Origin of the sequence: Nocardiopsis oceanisediminis (assembly GCF_048595525.1) — a bacterium.
GTDB lineage: Bacteria > Actinomycetota > Actinomycetes > Streptosporangiales > Streptosporangiaceae > Nocardiopsis_A > Nocardiopsis_A oceanisediminis.
On sequence record NZ_JAFMZJ010000001.1, the window covers coordinates 2,281,881 to 2,303,167 of the forward strand.

Annotated in this window: 18 protein-coding genes and 1 pseudogene; 12 read left to right on the forward strand and 7 right to left on the reverse strand. The window is 74.3% G+C overall.

The annotated features are described in order from the left end of the window. Nucleotides 1–68: 68 nt before the first annotated feature. Together J0910_RS10230 and J0910_RS10235 are read right to left on the reverse strand one after the other, a co-directional pair. Nucleotides 69–299, reverse strand: a pseudogene (locus J0910_RS10230) (Asd/ArgC dimerization domain-containing protein); the annotation flags it as partial. Next, the gene (locus tag J0910_RS10235; protein ID WP_420158279.1) at nt 248–1,096 is read right to left on the reverse strand and encodes an oxygenase MpaB family protein; all 849 of its coding nucleotides are present in this window, start codon (nt 1,094–1,096) and stop codon (nt 248–250) included. The gene J0910_RS10235 and the pseudogene J0910_RS10230, both read right to left, overlap by 52 nt. A gap of 176 nt (nt 1,097–1,272) precedes the next feature. Here J0910_RS10235 and J0910_RS10240 point away from each other — a divergent pair, with 176 nt between their 5' ends. The 3 genes from J0910_RS10240 (at nt 1,273) to J0910_RS10250 (ending at nt 5,643) form a co-directional block, all read left to right on the forward strand. Then, nucleotides 1,273–2,619 carry an MFS transporter gene (locus tag J0910_RS10240; protein ID WP_420158280.1) on the forward strand — a complete coding sequence of 449 codons (1,347 nt, stop codon included), beginning with the start codon at nt 1,273–1,275 and terminating at the stop codon, nt 2,617–2,619. 62 nt (nt 2,620–2,681) lie between these two features. Next, nucleotides 2,682–3,473 carry a DUF427 domain-containing protein gene (locus J0910_RS10245; RefSeq protein WP_420158281.1) on the forward strand — a complete coding sequence of 264 codons (792 nt, stop codon included), beginning with the start codon at nt 2,682–2,684 and terminating at the stop codon, nt 3,471–3,473. Between the two features lie 88 nt (nt 3,474–3,561). Next, nucleotides 3,562–5,643, forward strand: coding sequence for an ATP-dependent DNA helicase (locus J0910_RS10250; protein WP_420158282.1), 2,082 nt, complete (start codon nt 3,562–3,564; stop codon nt 5,641–5,643). A gap of 571 nt (nt 5,644–6,214) precedes the next feature. Here the strand turns inward: J0910_RS10250 and J0910_RS10255 are convergent. The 3 genes from J0910_RS10255 to J0910_RS10265 all read right to left on the reverse strand — a co-directional run bounded on the left by J0910_RS10255 (nt 6,215) and on the right by J0910_RS10265 (nt 8,731). Continuing rightward, nucleotides 6,215–6,742, reverse strand: a complete 528-nt coding sequence (locus tag J0910_RS10255) for a DUF6315 family protein (protein ID WP_420158283.1) — start codon at nt 6,740–6,742, stop codon at nt 6,215–6,217. A gap of 202 nt (nt 6,743–6,944) precedes the next feature. Continuing rightward, the gene (locus J0910_RS10260) at nt 6,945–8,171 is read right to left on the reverse strand and encodes an AI-2E family transporter (RefSeq protein WP_420158284.1); all 1,227 of its coding nucleotides are present in this window, start codon (nt 8,169–8,171) and stop codon (nt 6,945–6,947) included. Between the two features lie 212 nt (nt 8,172–8,383). Continuing rightward, nucleotides 8,384–8,731, reverse strand: coding sequence for a hypothetical protein (locus J0910_RS10265; RefSeq protein ID WP_420158285.1), 348 nt, complete (start codon nt 8,729–8,731; stop codon nt 8,384–8,386). 175 nt (nt 8,732–8,906) lie between these two features. Here J0910_RS10265 and J0910_RS10270 point away from each other — a divergent pair, with 175 nt between their 5' ends. Then, on the forward strand, nt 8,907–10,382 hold the full coding sequence (locus J0910_RS10270) for a hypothetical protein (protein ID WP_420158286.1): 1,476 nt from the start codon (nt 8,907–8,909) through the stop codon (nt 10,380–10,382). A gap of 278 nt (nt 10,383–10,660) precedes the next feature. On the opposite strand, the gene J0910_RS10275 is transcribed toward J0910_RS10270, so the two are convergent. Further along, the gene (locus J0910_RS10275; protein WP_420161943.1) at nt 10,661–11,401 is read right to left on the reverse strand and encodes a glutamate racemase; all 741 of its coding nucleotides are present in this window, start codon (nt 11,399–11,401) and stop codon (nt 10,661–10,663) included. 110 nt (nt 11,402–11,511) lie between these two features. Next, on the reverse strand, nt 11,512–12,030 hold the full coding sequence (locus J0910_RS10280; protein ID WP_420158287.1) for a gamma carbonic anhydrase family protein: 519 nt from the start codon (nt 12,028–12,030) through the stop codon (nt 11,512–11,514). A 99-nt stretch (nt 12,031–12,129) separates the two neighbouring features. Between J0910_RS10280 and J0910_RS10285 the strand changes: the two genes are divergently transcribed. From J0910_RS10285 to J0910_RS10320, 8 genes are all read left to right on the forward strand, one after another. Next, complete coding sequence (locus J0910_RS10285) at nt 12,130–13,569, forward strand: FAD-binding oxidoreductase (RefSeq protein ID WP_420158288.1); 1,440 nt, start codon at nt 12,130–12,132, stop codon at nt 13,567–13,569. Between the two features lie 64 nt (nt 13,570–13,633). Beyond that, nucleotides 13,634–14,893, forward strand: a complete 1,260-nt coding sequence (locus J0910_RS10290; protein ID WP_420158289.1) for a class I SAM-dependent methyltransferase — start codon at nt 13,634–13,636, stop codon at nt 14,891–14,893. A 144-nt stretch (nt 14,894–15,037) separates the two neighbouring features. Continuing rightward, the gene (locus tag J0910_RS10295; protein ID WP_420158290.1) at nt 15,038–15,520 is read left to right on the forward strand and encodes a hypothetical protein; all 483 of its coding nucleotides are present in this window, start codon (nt 15,038–15,040) and stop codon (nt 15,518–15,520) included. A 58-nt stretch (nt 15,521–15,578) separates the two neighbouring features. After that, complete coding sequence (locus tag J0910_RS10300; RefSeq protein ID WP_420158291.1) at nt 15,579–16,832, forward strand: cytochrome P450; 1,254 nt, start codon at nt 15,579–15,581, stop codon at nt 16,830–16,832. Between the two features lie 241 nt (nt 16,833–17,073). Continuing rightward, nucleotides 17,074–18,405 (forward strand): sugar ABC transporter substrate-binding protein, encoded by a 1,332-nt coding sequence (locus tag J0910_RS10305; protein WP_420158292.1) that lies wholly within the window; start codon nt 17,074–17,076, stop codon nt 18,403–18,405. Nucleotides 18,406–18,490: 85 nt separating this feature from the next. Continuing rightward, entirely contained in the window at nt 18,491–19,396 is a 906-nt protein-coding gene (locus J0910_RS10310; RefSeq protein WP_420161944.1) for a carbohydrate ABC transporter permease, read from the forward strand. Next, complete coding sequence (locus J0910_RS10315) at nt 19,393–20,229, forward strand: carbohydrate ABC transporter permease (protein ID WP_420158293.1); 837 nt, start codon at nt 19,393–19,395, stop codon at nt 20,227–20,229. The genes J0910_RS10310 and J0910_RS10315 overlap by 4 nt, the downstream gene beginning before the upstream one ends. Further along, nucleotides 20,226–21,272 carry a glycoside hydrolase family 3 N-terminal domain-containing protein gene (locus J0910_RS10320; protein WP_420158294.1) on the forward strand — a complete coding sequence of 349 codons (1,047 nt, stop codon included), beginning with the start codon at nt 20,226–20,228 and terminating at the stop codon, nt 21,270–21,272. The genes J0910_RS10315 and J0910_RS10320 overlap by 4 nt, the downstream gene beginning before the upstream one ends. The last annotated feature ends 15 nt before the right edge of the window (nt 21,273–21,287 follow it).

Genomic DNA, 21,287 nt, shown 5'->3' on the forward strand with positions numbered 1-21,287 from the left:
TGAGTCCAAGATCAACGCCCTCGGTGGGGCGGGGCTCCTTCCGCTGCGTCGGGTCGGCCCTGGGTGAACTCCTGGGCGAAGGCGGCGTGCACGGTCAGCGCGTGCGTGGTGACCACCGGGACGCGCACGCAGGTGGCGGCGGCCCGCAGGTCCGGGTGGCCGAGGATCTTCCGCGACTCGTTGCAGGCCTTCAGCTCCTCCGAGGAGCAGCCGTCCCCCTTCAGCGAGCCGGCCCACGGCACCGCGTTCACCGCCGGCGGCGCCGGGAACGGGCCCGGCTCCTCGCCGACGGCGGCGCGGTGCGCCGCAGGCGGCCGCCGCGGGCGGCCCGGCGGCGCATGTCCCACATGCACAGCGCCATGGGGGCGGTGCGCACCCGGAGCGGGAGCCGCGGGTAGACGGCGCGGACCACGGCGGTGAGCCGGTCGAAGCGGCGCTGCGAGCGCGGCCCCCAGGGCAGGCCCAGCCCGTCGCGCACGTGCGCGGGGAGCAGGCCCGCGGCGAGGAACCGCTGCAGCCGCACCGGCGGCACCAGCAGCGGGTTGCGGGGGTGGAACAGGTCGCGGGCGATGCCGCGGGCGGCCTCGCCGGGGCGGAGCGCGGAGACCGAGTCGGACCAGTAGCGCTCGAAGTCGTCCCGGGTCGGCGGCCAGCGGTCCGCCGGGCAGCCCAGCGCGGTGGCGTACACCGCGGCCTGCCGGTAGGCGGCCTCCCTGCGCTCCGGCGGCAGCGGTCCCATCGCGGTCTCGTAGAGCCGGAGGCCGCCCTCGTACAGGGTGGCCGCGACCCAGATCTGGAGGTCGGGGTCGCGGGCGTCGTAGCCGGGGCCGCGGACCCGGCCGTGCGCCGCCCGGACGGTGCGGGACACCCGGTCCACCTCCTCGGGGGTCCCCACGGCCATGGTGTAGACGAAGGTCAGCGTGGCGCGCAGCCGGTCCAGCGGGCGCTGCGCGAAGTCGCTGTGGTCGGCGACGCCCTGCCCCACCCCGGGGTGGCTCACCTGCATCAGGATCGCGTAGGCGGCGCCGCCGAGCACCGCGGCCTCCCCGCTGATCCGGCGCAGTTCCGACCGGTCGCCACCCGTTGCCGCCTCCATGGGCCCGATGCTACGGGGGCCGCGCCGGACGGCTCCGGCGGCTCTCCGGAAACGGCGGCACGGGCACATTCCTACCGGTCGGTAGGGGGTTGTCCGGGCGGGCGGCCGACTCTAGTGTGACTCGCACCACTCTAACCGAACGCTGTTAGGAACGTTGGAGCGAGGAAGGGTCCCGCATGGCACTGCGCACCTCCGGACCGGCCGCGGCGGCTCGCGGCGAAGGGGTCCCCGGCTCCCCGCGGGCCTGGGTCATCGTCGGGATGCTCGTCATCCTGATGGGCCTCAACTACGCGGACAAGCTGGCGTTCGGCCTCGCGGCCAACCCGGTGATCGAGGAGTTCGGGCTCACCGCGACCCAGTACGGCTTCGCCAACAGCATCTTCTACGTGCCCTTCTTCATCGCCACCCTGGCCGTGGGGTTCTACGCGAACAAGGCCCCGGCCACCCGGCTGCTGGGCGTCATCGCGGTGCTGTGGGGCGTCGCCCAGATCTCCATGGTCTTCGCCGCCGGGCTCGGCATGATCCTGTTCTCCCGCATCCTGCTCGGCGCCTCGGAGGGGCCCACCTACGGGCTGGTCAACCACGCCGCCTTCAAGTGGCTCCGGGAGGCCGACCGGAGCCTGGCCAGCTCGCTGCTGTCGGCCGGCGGCTCGCTCGGCGTCCTGATCGGCGCCCCCGTGCTGACCTGGCTGATCGTCGAGCACGGCTGGCGGGCGGCGTTCCTCGGCTCCGGTCTGGCCAGCATCGCCTGGTGCGCGGTGTGGCTGCTCATCGGCAGGGAGGGGCCGCTCACCGGCGCCACCGGGGCGGAGGGGGCGAAGCGGGGCGGGCCCGAGGCCGGTCCGGCCGGCCCGGAGCGGGCGGCGGCCCCCGCGGCGGAGCCCGGCTTCTGGCGGATCGTGCGCACCCCCACCTTCATCGCGGTCTCCCTGGCCGCGTTCGCCGCCAACTGGGGCATCTCGGTCAAGCTCGCCTTCATGCCGCTCTACGTGCAGAACGTGCTGGGCCTCACCGAGCACCAGACCAGCCTCTACCTGATGGCCAGCCAGCTCTTCACCGTGCTCTGCGTCTACATCGGGCTGGCCTTCCTGATCAAGGCGCTGATGGGCCGGGGTGTGACCAGCAGGGGCGCGCGCGGCGTGCTCGGCGGGGTGTGCCTGCTGGTCGCCGGGGTCTCGCTGTTCGGGTTCGTGCTGCTGCCGCTGGTCCCGCTCAAGCTCGGAGTGAGCATCCTCGGCGCCCTCGGGCTGATCGCCTTCCCGGTGGGCAGCACCGTCATCGGGCAGATCGCCCCGACCGGCAAGCGGGCCGGCGTGCTGGGCGCCTACGCCTCGGTCTACGGCATCGCCGGCGTGATCGGCCCGCTGGTCACCGGGCTGTTCGCCGACGCCGGCGCCACCCAGGCGGCGGGCCTGGACACCGGGCTGATGTTCTGGGGCGGGCTCACCCTGGTCTGCGGCGCCGTCGCGGTGGTCTTCACCCGCCCGGAGCGGGACGCCCGCCGGCTCGCCGCAGGCCGGTAGAGAAGGGGCGGGCCTGGGCATAACCACCGCCGACGGCCACGGAGACGACGGGGGAGACCGGGATGTCACTGACCTTCGGCGGCGGTCCGCTCAGCAAGAACGCGCCCGAAACGGTGAACTACACCCTCTCGGCGCCGCGGCACGCGCTGTTCATGCAGCCGTTCCCGCGCCGGGTGCGGGCGGTGCTGGCCGGCACCGCCGTGCTCGACACGGTCCGGGGCCACCTGCTGCACGAGACCGGCCTGATGCCGCAGCTCTACGTGCCCGCCGAGGACCTGCGCGGCGGCAGCCTCACCCCCAGCGACCACACCACGCACTGCCCCTACAAGGGGGACGCCGCCTACTGGCACCTCACCGTCGGCGGGCGCACCGCGGAGAACGCGGTCTGGGCCTACCCCGACCCCCGCCCGGAGGCGTCCTGGCTGCGCGGCCTCTCCTCGCTCTACTGGGACGCCGCCGACTCCTGGTTCGACGAAGAGGAGGAGGTCCACGCCCACCTGCGGGACCCCTACCACCGGGTGGACACCCGGCCGGCGAGCGTGCTGGTCCGGGTCCGCCACGGCGACCAGGTCGTCGCGCTGAGCGGGAATGCCAGGGTGCTCTCCGAGACCGGTCTGCCCAACCGCTACTACATCCCGGCCGACGACGTCCGCACCGACCTGCTCGTCCCCAGCGGCACCGACCACCACTGCCCGTACAAGGGCCGGGCCCGCTACTGGCACCTGCGCACCGGCGACCGGGACCTGGTCGACGCGGCCTGGAGCTTCACGACCCCGCTCTCCGACGGCAGGGACGTGCGCGACCACTACTGCTTCCTCCACGACGAGCTGGAGACCACCACCGAGCCCAAGTGAGGCCCGGCCCGGACGGGCGCGGGCGGCCGTCCACAGCGCCCCGCGGAGCGGTCCCCGCCCGTCCCGCGGGAGCGGTACTGTCGCATGCGTGCCTGAACTCCCCGATGTCGAGACCCTGCTGGACGCGGCCGTCACCGCCCTGGGCGGCACCCGGCGCGAGGGCCAGGCGGAGATGGCCGCGGCCGTCTCCGACGCCGTCGCCGCCCAGGAGCACCTCGTGGTGCAGGCCGGCACCGGAACCGGGAAGTCGCTGGCCTACCTGGTACCGGCCATCCGCCACGCCCTCGCCGAAGAGGCCACCGTCGTGGTCTCCACCGCCACCCTCGCGCTGCAGCGCCAGCTGATCGAGCGGGACCTGCCCCGGCTGGCCGCGGCGCTGGCGCCGCTGCTCGGCCGCGAGCCGACCTTCGCGATCCTCAAGGGCCGCCGGAACTACCTGTGCCGGCAGAAGCTGAGCGGCGCCGGGGAGGCCGCCGAGGACCCCGAGGCCGAGCTCTTCGACCCGCGCCGGCTCTCCGCGATGGGGCGCCAGGTGAAGCGGCTGCACGAGTGGGCGGAGGAGACCGGGACCGGCGACCGGGACGACCTCGCCCCCGGCGTCGGCGACCTCGCCTGGCGCCAGGTCTCGGTGGCCGGGAACGAGTGCATCGGCGCCGCGGCCTGCCCCTTCGGCCAGGAGTGCTTCGCCGAGCTGGCCCGCGAGGCGGCCGGCGAGGCCGACATCGTGGTCACCAACCACGCCCTGCTCGCCATCGACGCCATGCAGGGCTACCACATCCTCCCCGACCACCCGGTGCTGGTCGTGGACGAGGCCCACGAGCTGGTCGACCGGGTCACCTCGGTGGCCACCGCCGCGCTGGGCGACCGGGCCGTCTCGGCCGCCGCCAAGCGCGCCGCGCGCCTGGTCGAGCCGGACACCACCGAGCGGCTCGGCGAGGCCGCCGACGGGCTCGCCCTGATGGTCGCCGACCTGGACCCCGGCCGGCTGGACCACATCGACGAAGGGCTGGCCGGCGCGGTCGCCGCGGTCCGCGACACCGCGCACTCCTGCATCACCGCGGTCAAGGCGGTCAGCGCCGAGGGCGACGCGGACACCACCGCGGCCCGCCGCCGCACCCTGGCCGCCCTGGAGGAGGTGCACGACGCCGCGGTCCGGCTGCTGGAGTCCTTCGAGCCGCCGCTGCGCGACCGGACCTCGGTGGTGTGGCTGGCCAAGGGGCCGCACACCCCGCCCGCCCTGCACGTCGCCCCGCTCGGCGTCGGCGGGCTGCTCCGGGAGAAGCTCTTCGGCGACCGCACCACCGTGCTCACCTCGGCCACCCTCGCCCTGGGCGGGGGCTTCGGCGCGCTGGCCGCGCAGTGGGGCCTGGGCCGGCGGACCGACACCGGGGACCCCGGCCCGGACGGCGGCGGGGAGGACGCGGACGGGGCGGAGCGGCGCGGCGACGCCGACACCGCGGCGGGCGAGCCGCGCTGGCGCGGGCTGGACGTCGGCTCCCCCTTCGACCACCGGCGCAGCGGCATCCTCTACGTGGCCCGGCACCTGCCGCCGCCCGGCCGGGACGGGCTGGACGAGCGGTACCTGAAGGAGATCGAGGAGCTGATCGGGGCGGCCGGCGGGCGCACCCTGGGGCTGTTCTCCTCGATGCGGGCCGCCTCCGCCGCGGCGGAGGAGATGCGCGAGCGGCTGGACGTCCCGGTCCTGTGCCAGGGCGAGGACTCCACCGGGCAGCTGGTGGAGCGGTTCGCCGCGGACGAGCAGAGCTGCCTGTTCGGCACCCTCTCGCTCTGGCAGGGGGTGGACGTGCCCGGGCCCTCGCTGCAGCTGGTCATCGTGGACCGGATCCCCTTCCCGAGGCCGGACGACCCGCTGGCCTCGGCGCGGCAGCGCTCCATCGGCGCGCACGGCGGCAACGGGTTCATGGCGGTGGCGGCCACGCACGCCGCGCTGCTGCTGGCCCAGGGCACCGGCCGGCTGCTGCGCTCCACCGGGGACCGGGGCGTGATCGCGGTGCTCGACCCGCGGCTGGCCACCGCCAGGTACGGCGGCTTCCTGCGCTCCTCGCTGCCGCCCTACTGGGAGACCGGGGACCCGGAGGTGGCCCGGGGCGCGCTCCGCCGCCTCGACGCCCTCGCCGCGGAGCGGGAGCCCGCCGCCGCGGCGGGCTGACGGCCCGGCCGGAGCGGCCGGGGAGCCCGCCCGCGCCCCGATGCCCGCTCCCATCCGGTCTGCGCACCGTGCGCCCTTCTGAGCGGGGGCGTCCGGCGGATCGGGTGAGGCGGGCCGGTCCCGGGACTCTGAGCGGTCCGCCCGCTCTACGGCGCCGTCGCATCCGGTCCGCCCGGCGGCCGTGCGCCCTCCGGTCCGCGCGCGCCGGATCAGGCCGGGAGCGAGCGGCTCGGACGAGGAGCGGGAGACGGGGCCGCGTGCGGGCAGAGCGCCCGCGCCGGGCCGCGGTCCGCGCGGTGATCCGTCCGGCTGCCGCGCGCGGGTTCAGAGGGGGAGAGCACCGGCCGGGCGCAGGGGCGGAGAGGGCCTCGCGCGCCTGCGATCGCCGCAGGTGCCGAGGTGCGTTTGCGGAGGGCGGCCGTCTCCGGGCCGGAGGGCGGCTGATGGGGCGGTCGGCGGCCCGCGGCCACCGGCCGGGGGCGGTATCAGAGCCGTCGGAAGAGGAGCGGTCGGCGCGGCTGGCGGGGCGCTTCCCTGCGCCCGCCCGCGCCGCCGGCCTCCCGCCGGCGCTCTAGCGGCGCAGCCGGTAGCCGAAGAGCCGGACCGCGTACCCGGGCGACTCCTCGTCCTCGCCCGGCTGGAACTGCCAGCGCTCCTCGTGCCCGCCGGTGGTCAGCTCGTTCCAGACCAGGTCGATCAGTTTCAGCCGGGCGACCACCGAGGCGGCCGGGTCCAGGACCACCGAGTAGGAGCGGTCCGCGAGCCGCTGGGTCACCATCCCGACGGGCTGGCCGTCCCAGACGGCCGGCACCGGGGCGTGCCCGATCTCGACGTCGCAGAGACGGAGCTGCTGGATCTCCTCCTCCAAGGCCTCCCCGGCCATCGCGTCGTCCAGCTTCAGGGCCTCTTCGAGCTCGTCGCGGTCGGCGTCGTCGCGCAGGTAGGCGTGGTAGGTGCGATGGCCGCAGACGCGGCAGAGGCGCCGGACGACGCACCGGGCCAGGCCGTAGGCGGACTGCGCCTCGCCGGTGCCCTGGTAGTCGCTCACCTGGCGGCTCTGGCCGCATTCGCAGCACAAGGCCGTGAGATCCCGCTTCATTCCTCAGTCCCCCTCCCAGGGGAGTATGCGATGGAAGCGGCCGGTAAGGGAACCGCCCTGATCGGCGAGATGCTTCAAACTTGTGCCGATCAATGGCCAAAAAGCCGCGTATTACCCGAATCGCACCTGGCGGTCCACACCTTCCGGCGCCGCTGTGAGATAGCTTGCCCTCCATCCGGGGCCGGGCGCCAGAGCCCGGGCGTCACGGGCCCTCCGCGGCCTTCCCGGCCTTCCCCGCCGGACCGCCGCCCGCGGCCTTCCCGGAGCCGCCTCCGGACCCCTCCGCCGGCCGGTCGCCGGGGGCCGGCTCCGCCCCGCCGGCGGGCTCCCCGGCGGCCCGGCGCTCCTCCTCGGTCCCTTCGAGCAGCGGGTGCTCGGCCACCTCGTAGCGCTTGATGTACACGCTGAGGAACGCCTGGAGGCTGGCGCCCGCGGGCAGCGCGAGCAGCGCGCCGGGGGCGCCCAGCACCGCCGCCCCGGCCAGCACCGCGCCGAACGCCACGGCCGGGTGCATGTCCAGCGTCCGGGCGGTGATCCGGGGCTGCAGCACGTAGTTCTCGAACTGCTGGTAGACGGTGATGAACACGAGCATCCACAGCGCCGGGAACGGGCCGCCGATCAGCGCCACCACCACCGGGAGCGCCCCGCCGATGTAGGTGCCGACGGTCGGGATGAACTGGGAGAGCACGCCGACCCACAGCGCCAGCGCGAACGCGTAGTCCACGTCCAGCACGACCAGCGCCGCGAAGTGGGCTGCGGTGGAGATCAGCGCGAGCAGGGCGCGGGAGTAGATGTAGCCGCCGGTCTTGTCGATCGCGATCTCCCAGGCCCGCAGCACCTCGCTCTGCGTGCGGGGCGGCAGCACCGAGCAGATGGTGCGCCGGAACCGCGGCCCGTCGGCGGTCAGGTAGAAGGTGAACAGCGCCACCGTCAGCCCGTTGAAGAGGAGCAGGAGCAGCGCGGTCCCGGCGCCCCAGGCGTTCTCCGCCGCGCTGGAGGCCCACTGGTTGAGCTGGCCGCTGACGTCGGTCAGCTCGGCGAGCAGGATCTCCGGCTGGAAGTCGGCGTTGAAGGTGCTGTTGACCCAGCTCAGCAGGGCCCGGCTCATCGCCGGGATCTGCACGGCGAACTCCAGCACCTGGCCGACCAGCATCGACCCGAGCACCGAGACGAACACCGCGAGCACGCCCAGCGCGGCCAGCATCACCGCGCCGGTGGCCAGCCCGCGCGGCCAGCGGTGCCGGTGCAGCCAGTTGACCGCGGGCTCCAGCGCCAGGGCGAGGAAGAGCGAGATGAGCAGCAGCACCAGCAGGCCGCGCAGCTGGAAGAAGAGCCATCCGGCGACGGCGAAGCCGATGACGGTCCACACCGCGAGCATCATCGCGCGCGGCAGCCACGACGGCATGCCGGTCTTGTCAGGATGGGTCATGGGTGCGTTGGCGCGGAGACTCCCGCCCCGCGGGCGGAAGGGAGCGCTTCCTCCTCAGTCTGTCGGGTCGCCCGGCCGCGCCGGGAAGCGGCCGGGCCGTCGGGGCCCGCGTCCGGTTCCGGGGCCCGCCCCGGCCGGCCGCGCGGTGGAGGCCACCCTGCCCGCCCCGGCTGTGAACCCGCTGAGAGGAGCGGCCGTCCGCACCCGGAGGCTCAGTCGTCCAGGGAGAGCCCGCGCTTGTTCCGAGCGGTCCACTCGCGCATCCGCTTGGGATAACCGACGACCAGGACATCGTAGACGGGGACCGCCAGCTTCCGCGCCACCTTGCGGATCACGTCGGGGGACCCGACCCGGCGCCGGGTCCACTCCCCGTCGTGCGCGACGCCCACCGCGGTGGTCCCGGTGGCGAACGTCTCCGGCTCGACGTAGAACTCCACGCCCGTCCTGGACCGGGCGAAATCGATCAGCGCCTTCACATCGGAGTCCTCGGCCGGGCGGTCGAAGCGGGCCTTGCCGCGCCGCCGCGCCCTGCGGAGTCCGAACCGGTCTCGCCATCCCATGTGCGTCGTGCTCCCGTTCACGCCGTGGTGCCGCCGTGCGGTACTCGGGCGTCGTGCTCGGCCCTTGCAAAGGAGTCTATCCGCCCGGTGCGACGGGACTTTTCGCATTTCCCGCACACCGGAGTGACCGCGCTGCTACGTTCGGTGGCCGATAGGGGAGAGGGGGTCGCTCGTCGTGACTCTGTGGACGTGGGTGGCCGAGACGGCGCGGCGCTTCCGCGAAGAGGAGCGTCCGGAGCTGGCCGACGCGGTGGTGCGGCTGCCGCTGCTGGCCGCCGAAGGGGAGACCGAGCGGATCCGCACGGTGCTGCCGTCGGCCCTGCGCGCGCTGCGCGAGGCCGACGGCTTCCTCCCGGTCTGGCTGGAGGGCTACTTCAGGCACTGGCCGCTGGCCGCGCGGGTCGGCCACCGCGGGGAGGGGACCACGGCGCTCGCCGCCGCCGAGGAGGCGCTGGTCGCCGCGCACGGCGAGGCCGAGGACGCCGACGACGCCGCGGCCTCCTGCGGCCCGGCGTCGTGCGCCGCGCAGAACGTCCTGGACTGCTACGCCAACATCGACGGCCCCGGCCGCACCGCGGACCGGACCGCGCTGCTCGCCGAGGCCATGGCGCACTCCGGTCCGGGCCACCCGGCCTGGGAGGCGCTGGTCGTCGCGCACGCCGACATGCTCATCGACGACGAGCGCCCCGAGGAGGCCGTCCGCGAGCTGGACCTGCGCGCCGAGGAGATCCGCGGGGCCGGCGCCGAGGTCGGCATGGAGTACGGCTTCGCCTATGTGCGCGCGCTCCGCTACCAGGACCGGTACACCGACGCGCTGCTCGTGCTGGAGCGGCTGGAGGAGGGGGCGCTGGCCTCGGTCCCGGCCGGGACGGCGCGCACCGCCGCGGCCCGGCGGCTCCGGTTCGAGCGCGCCCGCCTGCTGGCCTGGCTCTCCCGGGCCGGGCTGAAGCCGGCCGAGGAGGCGGCGGCCGCGCTGCCCGACGCCACCGAGGCCGACGCCCACCCGCGGCTCCGCAAGGCCTGGACCGACGCGGCCGAGGACCTCGCCGCCCAGGGCGCGCTGGCCAACGACTGGAAGACCGGGGTGGCCCTGACCACCTGGTCCCGCTATGCCGAGCGGGTCGGCGCGGACCGCCGGTGCGCGCAGCTCTCGCTGACCGCGGCCCGGCTGGCCGCCGCGCGCGGCGCCCGCTGGGTGGGGGAGAGCGCGCTGGCCCGGGCCCGGCGCGCGCTGGGGCGCATCCGCCGCTCCGACGAGCTCGCCGCCGACCTGGACGAGGCCCGCGGCCTGGTGCTCGGCCTGCCCCCGGTGGTCCTCCCGGTCGGCGCCGCCGACCTCGTCGCCGAGCTGCGCAAGGAGCCCAGGGAGACGGTCGACCCCGAGCGCCAGGCCGACCTGGTCGTCGCGGCCCGCACCGAGCGCCCGGACGACTCCGTCCTGCTCAGCGCCCTCGGGCAGGTGGGGCGGACGCTCAAGCTCGGCGACACCGCCGCCGAACCGCAGTGGTCCCGGGTCCGCCGCGCCCCCAGCGACCAGCGCGCCGCGCTCTCCCTGCTGGAGACCCTGCTGCAGGACAACGACACCGCCGGGGTGCGGGTCCTGGTCCGCACGCTCACCGAGGCGGCGCTCACCCCGTCCACCCCGAACTGACCCGCCGCCGGGAGGAGAGGCGCGGGCGCAGAGGCTGTCGGGCATGCGGCCGGTCGCCCGGGGTGTCCGGCCGCGGGTCGGGAGAGGCGGGGTTCGGGGGCTCGGCGTAGCCGCGGCCGCTGCGGGCCGCGCGCCGCCGGGCCCCCGAACCCCGCCTTCCCCGTTGGTCTTGGAGTTGCGGGGGTATCAGGGCGCCCTGATACCCCCGCAACTCCAAGACCAACGGGGCGGGCCGCTGCCGGGCGTTCCGGGCGGCCGGCCGGATGCCCGACGGTCTCTCAGGCGGGAAGAGCGGGCTCGGCCAGTACCTCGCCGGCCGGGTAGGCCAGGGCGGCCTTGGGCAGGTCGGACGGGCGGCCGCTGGACAGCACCCGGACGGCGCCGGTGCGCCGGGCCCCGGGGGCGGGCTCCGCGCCGATCCGGCGCAGCGCCTGGGCGGCGACCGCCTGCGCCGCGGTGAACAGGGCGGGGCCGCCGCCGAGCGCCGCGGAGATCTCCGCGCCCACCAGGTCGTAGTGGGTGCAGCCGAGGACCACGCCGCGCACCCCGGCCGGGGTGCGCTCGGCGGCGTAGGCCACCGCCGACGCGATCGCCCCGGGGTCGGCCGACTCCACCGCCTCGGCCAGCCCGAGGCAGGCCACCGCGGCGACCTCGCCGCCCGGGGCGAACCGGTCGATCAGGTCCTGCTGGTAGCGGCTGGCGGTGGTGGCCCGGGTGGCCCACACCGCGATCGGGGCGCCGCGCTCGGCGGCCGGCTTGATCGGCGGGACCGTCCCGATCACCGGGGTGCCCGGTTCGAACTCGGCGCGCAGCGCCACCAGGCCGTTCACCGACGCGGTGTTGCACGGCACCACGATCGCGTCGGGCTCCAGCGCCGCCGCGGCGCGGGCCCCGGCCAGTACCCGGCCGATGATGTCCTCGGGCGTCCGGGGCCCCCACGGCATGTGGTCGGGGTCCATGGACAGGATCAGGTCGGCGTCCGGGCGGGCCGTGCGGAGCGCGGCGGCGGTGGACAGCATTCCGATACCGGAGTCGATGAGGGCTATGCGCACGTCACCCGATGATATGGCCTCCCCGCCCCGGCCGGCCCGGGCGCGACCCGCCGGAGCGGGCCGCGTCCCGGCGGCGGTCAGAGCCCGCCGATGCCGTTCCGGTGCCGCTCGGCCAGTTCCCGGTAGACGCCGGGGTTGGCGTCCACCCACCCCTGGGCGGTGGGGCTGAGCGGCCCGCGGACCCGGGCCGGGACGCCCACCGCGAGGGTGCCCGCGGGGATCTCGGCGCCCGGCGGCACCAGGGCGCCGGCGGCGACCATGGCCCGGTCGCCGACCACCGCGCCGTCCTGGACCGTGGCGCCGTTGCCGATCAGCGCCTCCCGGCCGATCCGGGCCGCGTGCACCGTGCACAGGTGGCCGACGGTGGCGCCGTGGCCGATCTCGGTCACCGAGCCGTCGGTGTGCAGCACGGAATTGTCCTGGACGTTGGCGCCGGAACGGACGATGATCGGGCCGAAGTCGGCGCGGAGCACCGCGCCGTACCAGACCGAGGCGCCCTCCTCCACGGTGACGTCGCCGATCAGGGTCGCCGTCGGGGCGACCCATGCCCCGGGGGCGATGCTGGGCTTCGCGCCCTCGAATTGAAAGAGTGGCATGCGGAACAGCGTAGGCCGAGTCGCCCTACCGACCGGTAGGCGTAGGGTTGCTCGGGGCCGTCCGTCGTCTATGGCGCCGCGCAGCGCCGAAGTGGGTGAGTGAACGTGCATCGTCAGCCTCCGCAGCGGGACTTCGCCGACCACGTCGCGGCCGTTCAGCGACTGCGCAGGGACTTCGCCGCACTCCCCGAGGGGGCGCCGGTCCGCCTGGCCAAGCCGACCTCCAACCTGTTCCGGTTCCGCGAGTCCGGTGACGCGCCCCGGCTGGACGTCTCCGCCTTCACCTCGGTGATCTCGGTGGACCCGGTCCGGCGGACCGCCGAGGTCGGCGGCATGACCACCTATGAGGACCTGGTCGCCGCCACCCTGCGGCACGGGCTGATGCCGCTGGTGGTGCCGCAGCTGCGCACCATCACCCTGGGCGGAGCCGTCACCGGTCTGGGCATCGAGTCCGCCTCGTTCCGGAACGGGCTGCCGCACGAGTCGGTCCAGGAGATCGAGGTCCTCACCGCCACCGGCGACACCGTGGTGGCGCGCCCGGACAACGAGCACGCCGAGCTGTTCCGCGGGTTCCCCAACTCCTACGGCACGCTCGGCTACAGCCTGCGGCTCCGCATCGAGCTGGAGCCGGTCGCGCCCTTCGTGCACCTGCGCCACCTGCGGTTCGCCGACGCCAAGGAGGCGATGGACGCCTTCTCCCGGATCTGCGCCGAGCGCGAGCACGGCGGCGAGCGGGCCGACTTCGTGGACGGGGTCGCCTTCGGCCCCGACGAGCTCTACCTGACCGTCGCCTCCTTCACCGACAGCGCGCCGTGGACCAGCGACTACACCGGCAACGACATCTACTACACGTCGATCCCGCGCTACGCGGGCAGCGGCCCCGGCGACTACCTCACCACCGAGGACTACCTGTGGCGCTGGGACACCGACTGGTTCTGGTGCTCGCGGGCGTTCGGCGTGCAGAACCCGCGGATCCGGAGGCTCTGGCCGCGCTCGCTCAAGCGCTCCGACGTCTACCGCAGGCTGGTCGCGCTGGACCGGCGGACCGACTTCAGCCGGCTGCTCAACCACTACCGGGGGCTGCCCCAGCAGGAGCCGGTCATCCAGGACATCGAGGTCGGGGTGGAGCGCGGCGCGGAGTTCCTGGAGTTCTTCCACTCCGAGATCGGCATGTCGCCGATCTGGATGTGCCCGCTGCGGCTGCGGGACCGGCCGGAGGGGGCGGCGGAGCCGGGCCCCGCGGAGGACGGCCCCACCTGGCCGCTCTACCCGCTGGAGCGGGACCGGCTCTACCTGAACTTCGGCTTCTGGGGGATGGTGCCGATGGAGCGCGGCCGGCGCCGGCACCACCACAACCGCCTGGTCGAGGAGGAGGTCTCCCGGCTGGGCGGGCATAAATCCCTCTACTCGGACGCCTACTACACCGAGGACGAGTTCTGGCGGCTCTACAACGGCGACGGCTACCGGGCGCTGAAGGACGCCTACGACCCCCAGGGGCGCCTTCTCGACCTCTACGCCAAATGCGTCAGCAACAGGTGAGATGACACGCCGACCCCCGCTCCGGGGGAGTCGGGGCGACGTGCCGTGACGAAGAGGAGCGAACATGCGGCTTGCGGAGATCTTCGAACGCGTCGTGGGCACCGGCGCGCCCGTAGCGTTCCGCGCCTATGACGGCAGCACGGCAGGCGATCCCGACAGCGACGTGGCCATCGTGGTCCGCACCCCGGTGGCCCTCAACCACCTGGCCCGGTCGCCGGGCGCGCTGGGGCTCACCCGCGCCTACGTCTCCGGCCACATCGACCTCGAAGGCGACATGTACACCGCGCTCAAGCGGATGAGCGACGTCGTCTTCGCGGAGCGCCCGGCGCTCTCCGCCCGGGAGCTGGCCGGGATCGTGCGGAGCATCGGCTGGGTCAAGTTCGTCAACCGGGTCGCCCCGCCGCCGCAGGAGATGACCCGCTCGCGCCTGTCCGGGCTGGGCTGGCGGCACAGCAGGAGCCGCGACGCGGAGGCCATCCACCACCACTACGACGTCTCCAACGCCTTCTACCGGCTGGTGCTCGGACCATCGATGACCTACACCTGCGCGGTGTTCCCCACCGAGGAGGCCTCCCTGGAGGAGGCCCAGTTCGCCAAGTACGAGCTGGTCTCCCGCAAGCTCGACCTGCGCCCGGGGATGCGGCTGCTGGACGTCGGCTGCGGCTGGGGCGGGATGGTGATGCACGCGGCCAGGGAGCACGGCGTCAAGGCGCTCGGCGTGACGCTCTCCAAGGAGCAGGCCGAGTGGGCGAGCAAGCGGATCGCCCAGGAGGGCCTGGGCGACCTGGCCGAGGTCCGGCACATGGACTACCGGGACCTCCCGGACGGCGCCTACGACCGGATCAGCTCGATCGGCCTGACCGAGCACATCGGCAAGAAGAACGTGCCGGACTACTTCGCCGGGCTGCACGCCAAGCTCAAGCCGGGCGGCCGGCTGCTCAACCACTGCATCACCCGGCCGCGCAACGACGAGCCGCCGATGAAGCCGGGCGGGGTGATCAACCGCTACGTCTTCCCCGACGGCGAGCTGGAGGGGCCGGGCTGGCTGCAGTCGAAGATGAACGACGCCGGCTTCGAGATCCGGCACCAGGAGAACCTCCGCGAGCACTACGCGCTCACCCTGCGCGAATGGTGCGCCAACCTGGAGCGCAACTGGGACGCGGCGGTGCGCGAGGTCGGCGAGGGCACCGCCCGGGTGTGGCGGCTGTACATGGCCGGCTGCGTGCTGGGCTTCGAGAAGAACGTGGTCCAGCTCCACCAGATCCTCGGGGTGAAGCCGGACGGCGCCGACGCGCGCATGCCGCTCCGACCGTCCTTCTCCTGACCGCGCCCCCGGCCGCTCCGCACCGCGGGCGGCCCTCCGCTCCGCGGCGCTCCCCGCGCCGCGGGGCGGAGGGCCGCGACACGGCCGGCGGCGCGGCCGGGCCCGGCGCCGGGGAAGCGGGCCGGGTAGGGGATCATGGGAGGCATGCCGGAAGAACCCCAAGACGACCGCCGGCGGGCCGCCGCGCTCGCCATCGAGATCATCGACGCCTACGTCCGCTCCGACCGGGACGCGCTGGCCGGGTCCGCCGCCCGGGCGCAGGAGGAGGGGGCCGTCGAGACGGTCACCTCGGAGCTGCGGGTCTTCACCGCCTTCCTGACCCGCCGGGTGCAGGAGACGGGCGTCGTCTACAAGCCGGCGGACTCGCGCGAGGCGGTGGCCGCGGCCGTCGCCGACATGCTCCCGCCCGAGCTGGAGTTCGCCGTGGTGACCGCCTGGGAGGCCTACTCGGTCGGCGAGGAGGAGGCCGCGGAGCGGCTCTCGCACGGCGACCCGATGGTGGCGGTGCACATGCTGGCCGCGTTCTGCGCGGCGGTCGGCCGGGCCGTCTACCGGCCGGCCGAGCTCATCTCCACGCTGCGGATCGCGGCCGGCGTCGCCGAGGGGGGCCCGGACCAGGAGGCTTGACACGAGAGGTCGCTGTGTAAAGAGTGTGGGGCGAGACACACCAGTCGGAAGGCCCCCCATGCTCTCCACGCCGCCGGCCGAAGTGGCCGACATCGACCTCTCCTCGATGAAGTTCTGGAGCCGGTCGCCGAGCGAGCGCCACCGCGACTTCGCTCGGCTCCGCCGGCACGCCCCGGTGTTCTTCGCCGAGCCGGACATGGGCCCGGTGCCCGCCGGGCCCGGCTACTACGCGCTGGTCCGCCACGCCGACGTGGTCGAGGCCAGCCGCACCCCGCAGGTCTTCGCCTCCGAGCCGAGCGCCATCTCCATCCCGGACATGCCGCAGGAGTTCGCCGAGTACTTCGGGTCGATGATCAACATGGACGACCCGCGGCACGCGCGGCTGCGCCGGATCGTCTCCCGCGGCTTCACCCCCCGGATGCTCGCCAAGCTCGACGACGACGTCCGCCGCGAGGCCGCGCTGATCGTGGACGGCCTGCTGGAGAAGGGGCCGTGCGACTTCGTCTCCGAGGTGGCCGCCCGGCTGCCGCTCAACATCATCTGCGCGATGATGGGCATCCCGGAGGACCTGCGGGAGACCGTCTTCGCCGACTCCAACATCGTGCTGGCCGGCAACGACCCCGACTACCTGGGCGAGGACGCCGACACCGCGGTGCACCGGCTGCTGGAGGCCGGGGCGGAGCTCTCCGGGATCCTCGCCGAGCTGGCCGGGGAGCGCCGCCGCCGGCCCGCCGACGACCTCACCTCCGCCCTGGTGCACGCCAACATCGACGGCGAGCTCCTCACCGACCAGGAGCTCGGCTCCTTCTTCATCCTGCTGGCGGTGGCCGGCAACGAGACCACCCGGAACGGCATCAGCCACGCGCTCGAGCTGCTCACCCTCCACCCCGACCGGCGGGAGCTGTGGTGGTCGGACTTCGAGGCGCACGCCGGGACCGCGGTGGAGGAGGTCGTCCGGTACGCCTCGCCGGTGAACTGGATGCGCCGCACCGTCACCCGGGACCACGAGATGAACGGCGTGCACTACCGGGCCGGCGACAAGGTGCTGCTGATCTACCCCTCGGCCAACCGGGACGAGGCGGTCTTCGACCGGCCGGACGACTTCGACGTCACCCGCTCGCCCAACCCGCACGTCGGCTTCGGCGGGCCCGGACCGCACTTCTGCCTCGGCGCCCACCTCGCCCGGCGGGAGATCACCGTGATGCTGCGCGAGCTGCACCGGCGGGTGCCCGGGATCCACTCGACCGCCCCGCCGCAGCGGCTGCTCTCCTCCTTCGTCAACGGGGTCAAGTCGATGCCGTGCGCCTTCTGAGCCGGGCCCGGGGACCGGAGAGGGGAAGGGAAAACGGGCGGTTCCGCGAGGCGTCCGCCGCCCGCGCCGGGTGCCGAATGTAACGTGATGCGCACAGTGGGTCCCGCCTGTGGGGCAGGTCATAACATCCGCGTTACTTGTCTTCACAGCACCCACCGGTGTGCGTAGTTTTTCTACAGAACCCCCGGGGGGCCCTGGACGCCCCGCATCCGCGGGGACGTTCCCGGATGGGAGGACGCCGATGGAGCCGATGAATCCCCAGCCCGCCACCGGACACCGCACCCGGAGAGGGAACCCCGCACGTACCGCGCGCAGGGCGCTGCCCGCGGCCGCCGCCGCGGCGGCGCTCGGCCTGGCCGCCACCGCATGCGGCGGGGGAGGCGGCGGCGGGAACGACGGGGCCCTCACCGTCTGGATCATGGAGGGCACCAACCCCGACGCCACCGAGTACTTCGAAGCGGTCGGCGAGCGCTTCGAGGAGGAGCACGGGATGCCGGTCGAGGTGGAGTTCGTCCCCTGGGCCGACGCGCACGACCGGTTCACCAAGGGCATGGCCGGCGGCACGCTGCCCGACGTCGCCGAGCTGGGCACCACCTTCACCCCCGAGTTCGCCGAGGTCGGCGCGCTGGTCGAGCTGACCGACCGGGTCGGCGACACCGGCGCCTACAACCCGGCGCTGGTGGAGGCCGGCACCTACGACGGCCAGGTCTACGGCATGCCCTGGTACGCCGGCATCCGGTCGGTCATCTACCGCACCGACGTGTTCGAGGAGCTCGACCTGGAGGTCCCGGAGAACTGGGACGAGCTGCGCGAGACCGCCAAGACCATCGCCGAGGAGGGGGAGGAGGACATGACCGCCTTCCCGGTCCCCGGCGCCGCCCCCTACTCGGTGATGCCGTTCGTCTGGGGCGCCGGCGGCGGCATCGCCGAGGAGGACGGCGGGAAGTGGACCGGGACGCTCTCCTCCGAGGAGTCGGTGGAGGGCCTGGAGTTCTACACCGGCCTCGCGCTGGAGGACGGCGTCTCCAGCACCGGCGCCGCCACCTGGAAGGAGACCGACGTCCAGGACAACTTCGTGGACGGCAAGGTGGCGATGGCGATCTCCGGCAGCTGGACCCCGGCCGCCATCGCCGAGGCCGACCCCGAGCTGGCCGAGAACCTGGGCGCCTTCCCCATCCCCGGACCGGACGGCGGGTACAGCCCGTCCTTCATGGGCGGCTCGCACCTGGGCATGTTCGCCGGGGAGAACGAGGACGCCGCCTGGTCCTACATCGAGCTGCTCACCGGCGACGAGTTCGCGCAGCGCTGGACCGAGGAGAGCACCTACTTCCCGGGCCGCCAGGACCAGATCGAGGCGCTCGCCGAGTCCGACGACCCGCTGGTCGCCCCGTTCGCGGTGCAGGCGCTGGAGGCCGGCGCCTCCGCCCCGGTCTCCCCGCAGTGGGGGCAGGTCGAAGGCAAGCAGGTCATCCCGGAGATGACCCAGTCGATCCTGAACGGCGACGCCACCGCGGAGGAGGCGGCGGAGAAGGCCGACGCGGCGATCGACGGCACCCTCAACCAGGAGTCGTGAGGGCCCGAGCAAGGTGAGTGAGACCGTGACCGCGGGGCGGCCGGCGCCGGCCGCCCCGCCGCCGCCCCCGAACCGCCGCCGGCGGATGTCCCTGCGCGCCCGCCGGCGCGCGCTGCCCTGGGCGCTGCTCGCGCCGGGCCTGCTCGTCATCGGCGGCCTGCTGCTCTACCCGCTGGGCCGGGTGCTGTGGCTGTCGGTGCAGGACTACGGCCTGCGCGAGCTGTTCCAGGGCGGGACGAACTTCGTCGGCGCCGAGAACTACACCGGCCTGCTGGCCGACCCCTACCTGTGGCGGACCGCGCTGCCCAACACCGTGCTCTTCGCGGTGGTCGCGGTGGGGGCCACCGTCGTCTTCGGCACCCTGGTGGCGCTGCTGCTGGCCACCCTGCGGCCGCTCGCCCGCACCATCGTGATCAGCTGCATCATGGTGGCCTGGGCGATGCCGGCGGTGTCCGGCACCTACGTGTGGGTGTGGATCTTCGACGTCGACCGGGGCATCGTCCGGCAGGGCCTGGAGGCGGCCGGGGCGCTCGGCCCCGAGGGGTTCAACTGGTTCGCCGACCGGCTGGCGTTCTACGCGATCGTCACGCTCAACATCGTCCACCACGGCTTCCCGTTCGTGGCGGTGACGGTGCTGGCCGGGCTGCTCACCGTGCCCAGGGAGCTGTACGAGGCCGCGCTGATCGACGGGGCCGGCGCCTGGCAGCGGTTCTGGAACGTCACGGTTCCCACCCTGCGCCCGGTCTTCGCGGTGGTCACCATCCTCTCCACCATCTGGGACTTCAAGGTCTTCGCCCAGGTCTTCCTGATGCCCGGGGGCGACGGGGCCAACCCGTCGGTGCTCAACTTCGGCGTCTGGTCCTATCAGCAGGGCATCGTGCAGACCGCCTACGGGACCGGCGCGGCCATCGCGGTGCTGCTCACCGTGATGCTGCTCGCCGTCACCCTGGTCTACCTGCGCGCCCTGTTCCGCGAGGAGGAGCTGCGATGAGGATCGGAAGGCGCTCGCCCTGGGCCTCCGCCGGCATCTTCGCCGCGGTCGCCGGGCTGCTGGCGTTCACCCTGTTCCCGGCCTACTTCATGCTGTCCAGCGCGCTGGCGCCGAAGCGGACCGTGACCGGGACCGAGGTGCTCCTGCCGGACGAGGTCACCCTGGACAACTTCGCCTACGTGCTGACCGACGCGGGCTTCGTCCGCTACCTGGGCAACTCGCTGTTCATCGCGGTGGCCACCGTGCTCGGCAGCGCGCTGCTGGCGCTGCTCGCCGCGGTCGCGGTCTCCCGGTTCCGCTTCCGGTTCCGCACCACGGTGCTGGTGATGGTGCTGGTCGTGCAGATGGTCCCGCTGGAGGCGCTGGTCATCCCGCTCTTCCTGCAGGCCTCCTCGCTGAACATGCTCAACTCGCTGCTCGGGCTCTCCATCGTCTACGTGGCGCTCTCGCTGCCGTTCGCGATCTGGATGCTGCGCGGGTTCACCGCGGCGGTCCCGGTGGAGGTGGAGGAGGCCGCCTACATCGACGGCGCCTCCTGGGGGCGGATGTTCTGGTCGGTCCTGCTCCCGCTGGTGGCCCCGGGCCTGGTCGCCACCGGCATCTTCTCCTTCATCACCGCCTGGAACGAGTTCCTCATCGCGTACGCGTTCCTGGACGTGGAGGAGTACTACACGGTGGCCGTGGGGCTGCGGCAGTTCGCCGGCCAGAACACCACCGACTGGGGCGCGATGATGGCGGCCTCCACCATCGTGACCGTCCCGGTGATGGTGTTCTTCCTGTTCGTTCAGCGCGGGCTGGTCTCCGGCCTGGTACAAGGGGCGGTGAAGGGTTGACGGACGCTGCGGAGCGGATCGAGCGGGCGGCCGCCTCGGTGCTGATGCCGGGGTTCCTGGGCACGGAACCGCCGCCCTGGCTGGTCCGCGCCATCGAGGGCGGACTGGGGTCGGTGCTCTACTTCGCGCAGAACTTCACCGGCGACACCGCCCGGCTCTCCGCGGAGCTGCACCGGCTCGCCCCCGGGCTGCTCATCGCCTCCGACGAGGAGGGCGGCGCGGTCAGCCGGCTGCACGCCGGCGGCCCGGCGCGCCACCCCTCGCACGCCGAGCTGGGCGCCGCCGACGACACCGGCCGCACCCGGGAGACGGCCCGGGCGCTCGGCGAGGAGCTCGCCGGGGTCGGCGTGGACGCCGCGCTCTCCCCGGTGGTCGACGTCAACTCCGACCCGCTCAACCCGGTGATCGGGGTGCGCGCCTTCGGCGACGCCCCGGAACTGGCCGCGCGGCACGGCGCCGCGTTCATCGAGGGCCTGCAGCGGGCCGGGCGGGCGACCGCGGCCAAGCACTTCCCCGGGCACGGCGACACCCGGACCGACTCGCACGCGGCGCTGCCGGTCATCGACATCGACGCCGGCCTGCTCGCCGAGCGCGAGCTGGTGCCGTTCACCGCGGCCGTGCGGGCCGGCGCGGACATGGTGATGTCCGGGCACATCGTCGTCCCCGCGGTGGACGACGCCCCGGCCAGCGTCTCGCCGCGCTGGTACGCGCTGCTCCGCGAGGAGCTCGGGTTCACCGGCGTCGCGATCACCGACGCCCTGGACATGAAGGGGCTCGCGCACTTCACCGGCGCCGCCGACCCGGTCGAGGGGGTGGCGCGCGGCGCGGTCGCCGCGCTGGCCGCCGGGGCGGACCTGCTCTGCCTGGGCAACCCGGTCACCGCGGGCGGCACCGGGGAGGAGGCCTACCGGGCGGCCCTGGAGGCGGTGGCCGCCGCGGTGGCGGCCGGAGAGGTGCCCGAGTCCCGGCTGGCGGAGGCCTCCGCCCGGGTCGCCGCGATGGCCGGGCGGGTGCGGGCCGGCGCCGCCCCGGGCGGGCTCTAGCCCCCCCGGGGGGAC

Coding starts and splice junctions, on each gene's coding strand:
- J0910_RS10315 (WP_420158293.1), top strand. CDS start 19,393: ATGAGGATCGGAAGGCGCTCGCCCTGGGCCTCCGCCGGCATCTTCGCC.
- J0910_RS10305 (WP_420158292.1), top strand. CDS start 17,074: ATGGAGCCGATGAATCCCCAGCCCGCCACCGGACACCGCACCCGGAGA.
- J0910_RS10275 (WP_420161943.1), bottom strand. CDS start 11,401: ATGCTGTCCACCGCCGCCGCGCTCCGCACGGCCCGCCCGGACGCCGAC.
- J0910_RS10235 (WP_420158279.1), bottom strand. CDS start 1,096: ATGGAGGCGGCAACGGGTGGCGACCGGTCGGAACTGCGCCGGATCAGC.
- J0910_RS10245 (WP_420158281.1), top strand. CDS start 2,682: ATGTCACTGACCTTCGGCGGCGGTCCGCTCAGCAAGAACGCGCCCGAA.
- J0910_RS10255 (WP_420158283.1), bottom strand. CDS start 6,742: ATGAAGCGGGATCTCACGGCCTTGTGCTGCGAATGCGGCCAGAGCCGC.
- J0910_RS10280 (WP_420158287.1), bottom strand. CDS start 12,030: ATGCCACTCTTTCAATTCGAGGGCGCGAAGCCCAGCATCGCCCCCGGG.
- J0910_RS10265 (WP_420158285.1), bottom strand. CDS start 8,731: ATGGGATGGCGAGACCGGTTCGGACTCCGCAGGGCGCGGCGGCGCGGC.
- J0910_RS10240 (WP_420158280.1), top strand. CDS start 1,273: ATGGCACTGCGCACCTCCGGACCGGCCGCGGCGGCTCGCGGCGAAGGG.
- J0910_RS10310 (WP_420161944.1), top strand. CDS start 18,491: ATGTCCCTGCGCGCCCGCCGGCGCGCGCTGCCCTGGGCGCTGCTCGCG.
- J0910_RS10290 (WP_420158289.1), top strand. CDS start 13,634: ATGCGGCTTGCGGAGATCTTCGAACGCGTCGTGGGCACCGGCGCGCCC.
- J0910_RS10260 (WP_420158284.1), bottom strand. CDS start 8,171: ATGACCCATCCTGACAAGACCGGCATGCCGTCGTGGCTGCCGCGCGCG.
- J0910_RS10295 (WP_420158290.1), top strand. CDS start 15,038: ATGCCGGAAGAACCCCAAGACGACCGCCGGCGGGCCGCCGCGCTCGCC.
- J0910_RS10300 (WP_420158291.1), top strand. CDS start 15,579: ATGCTCTCCACGCCGCCGGCCGAAGTGGCCGACATCGACCTCTCCTCG.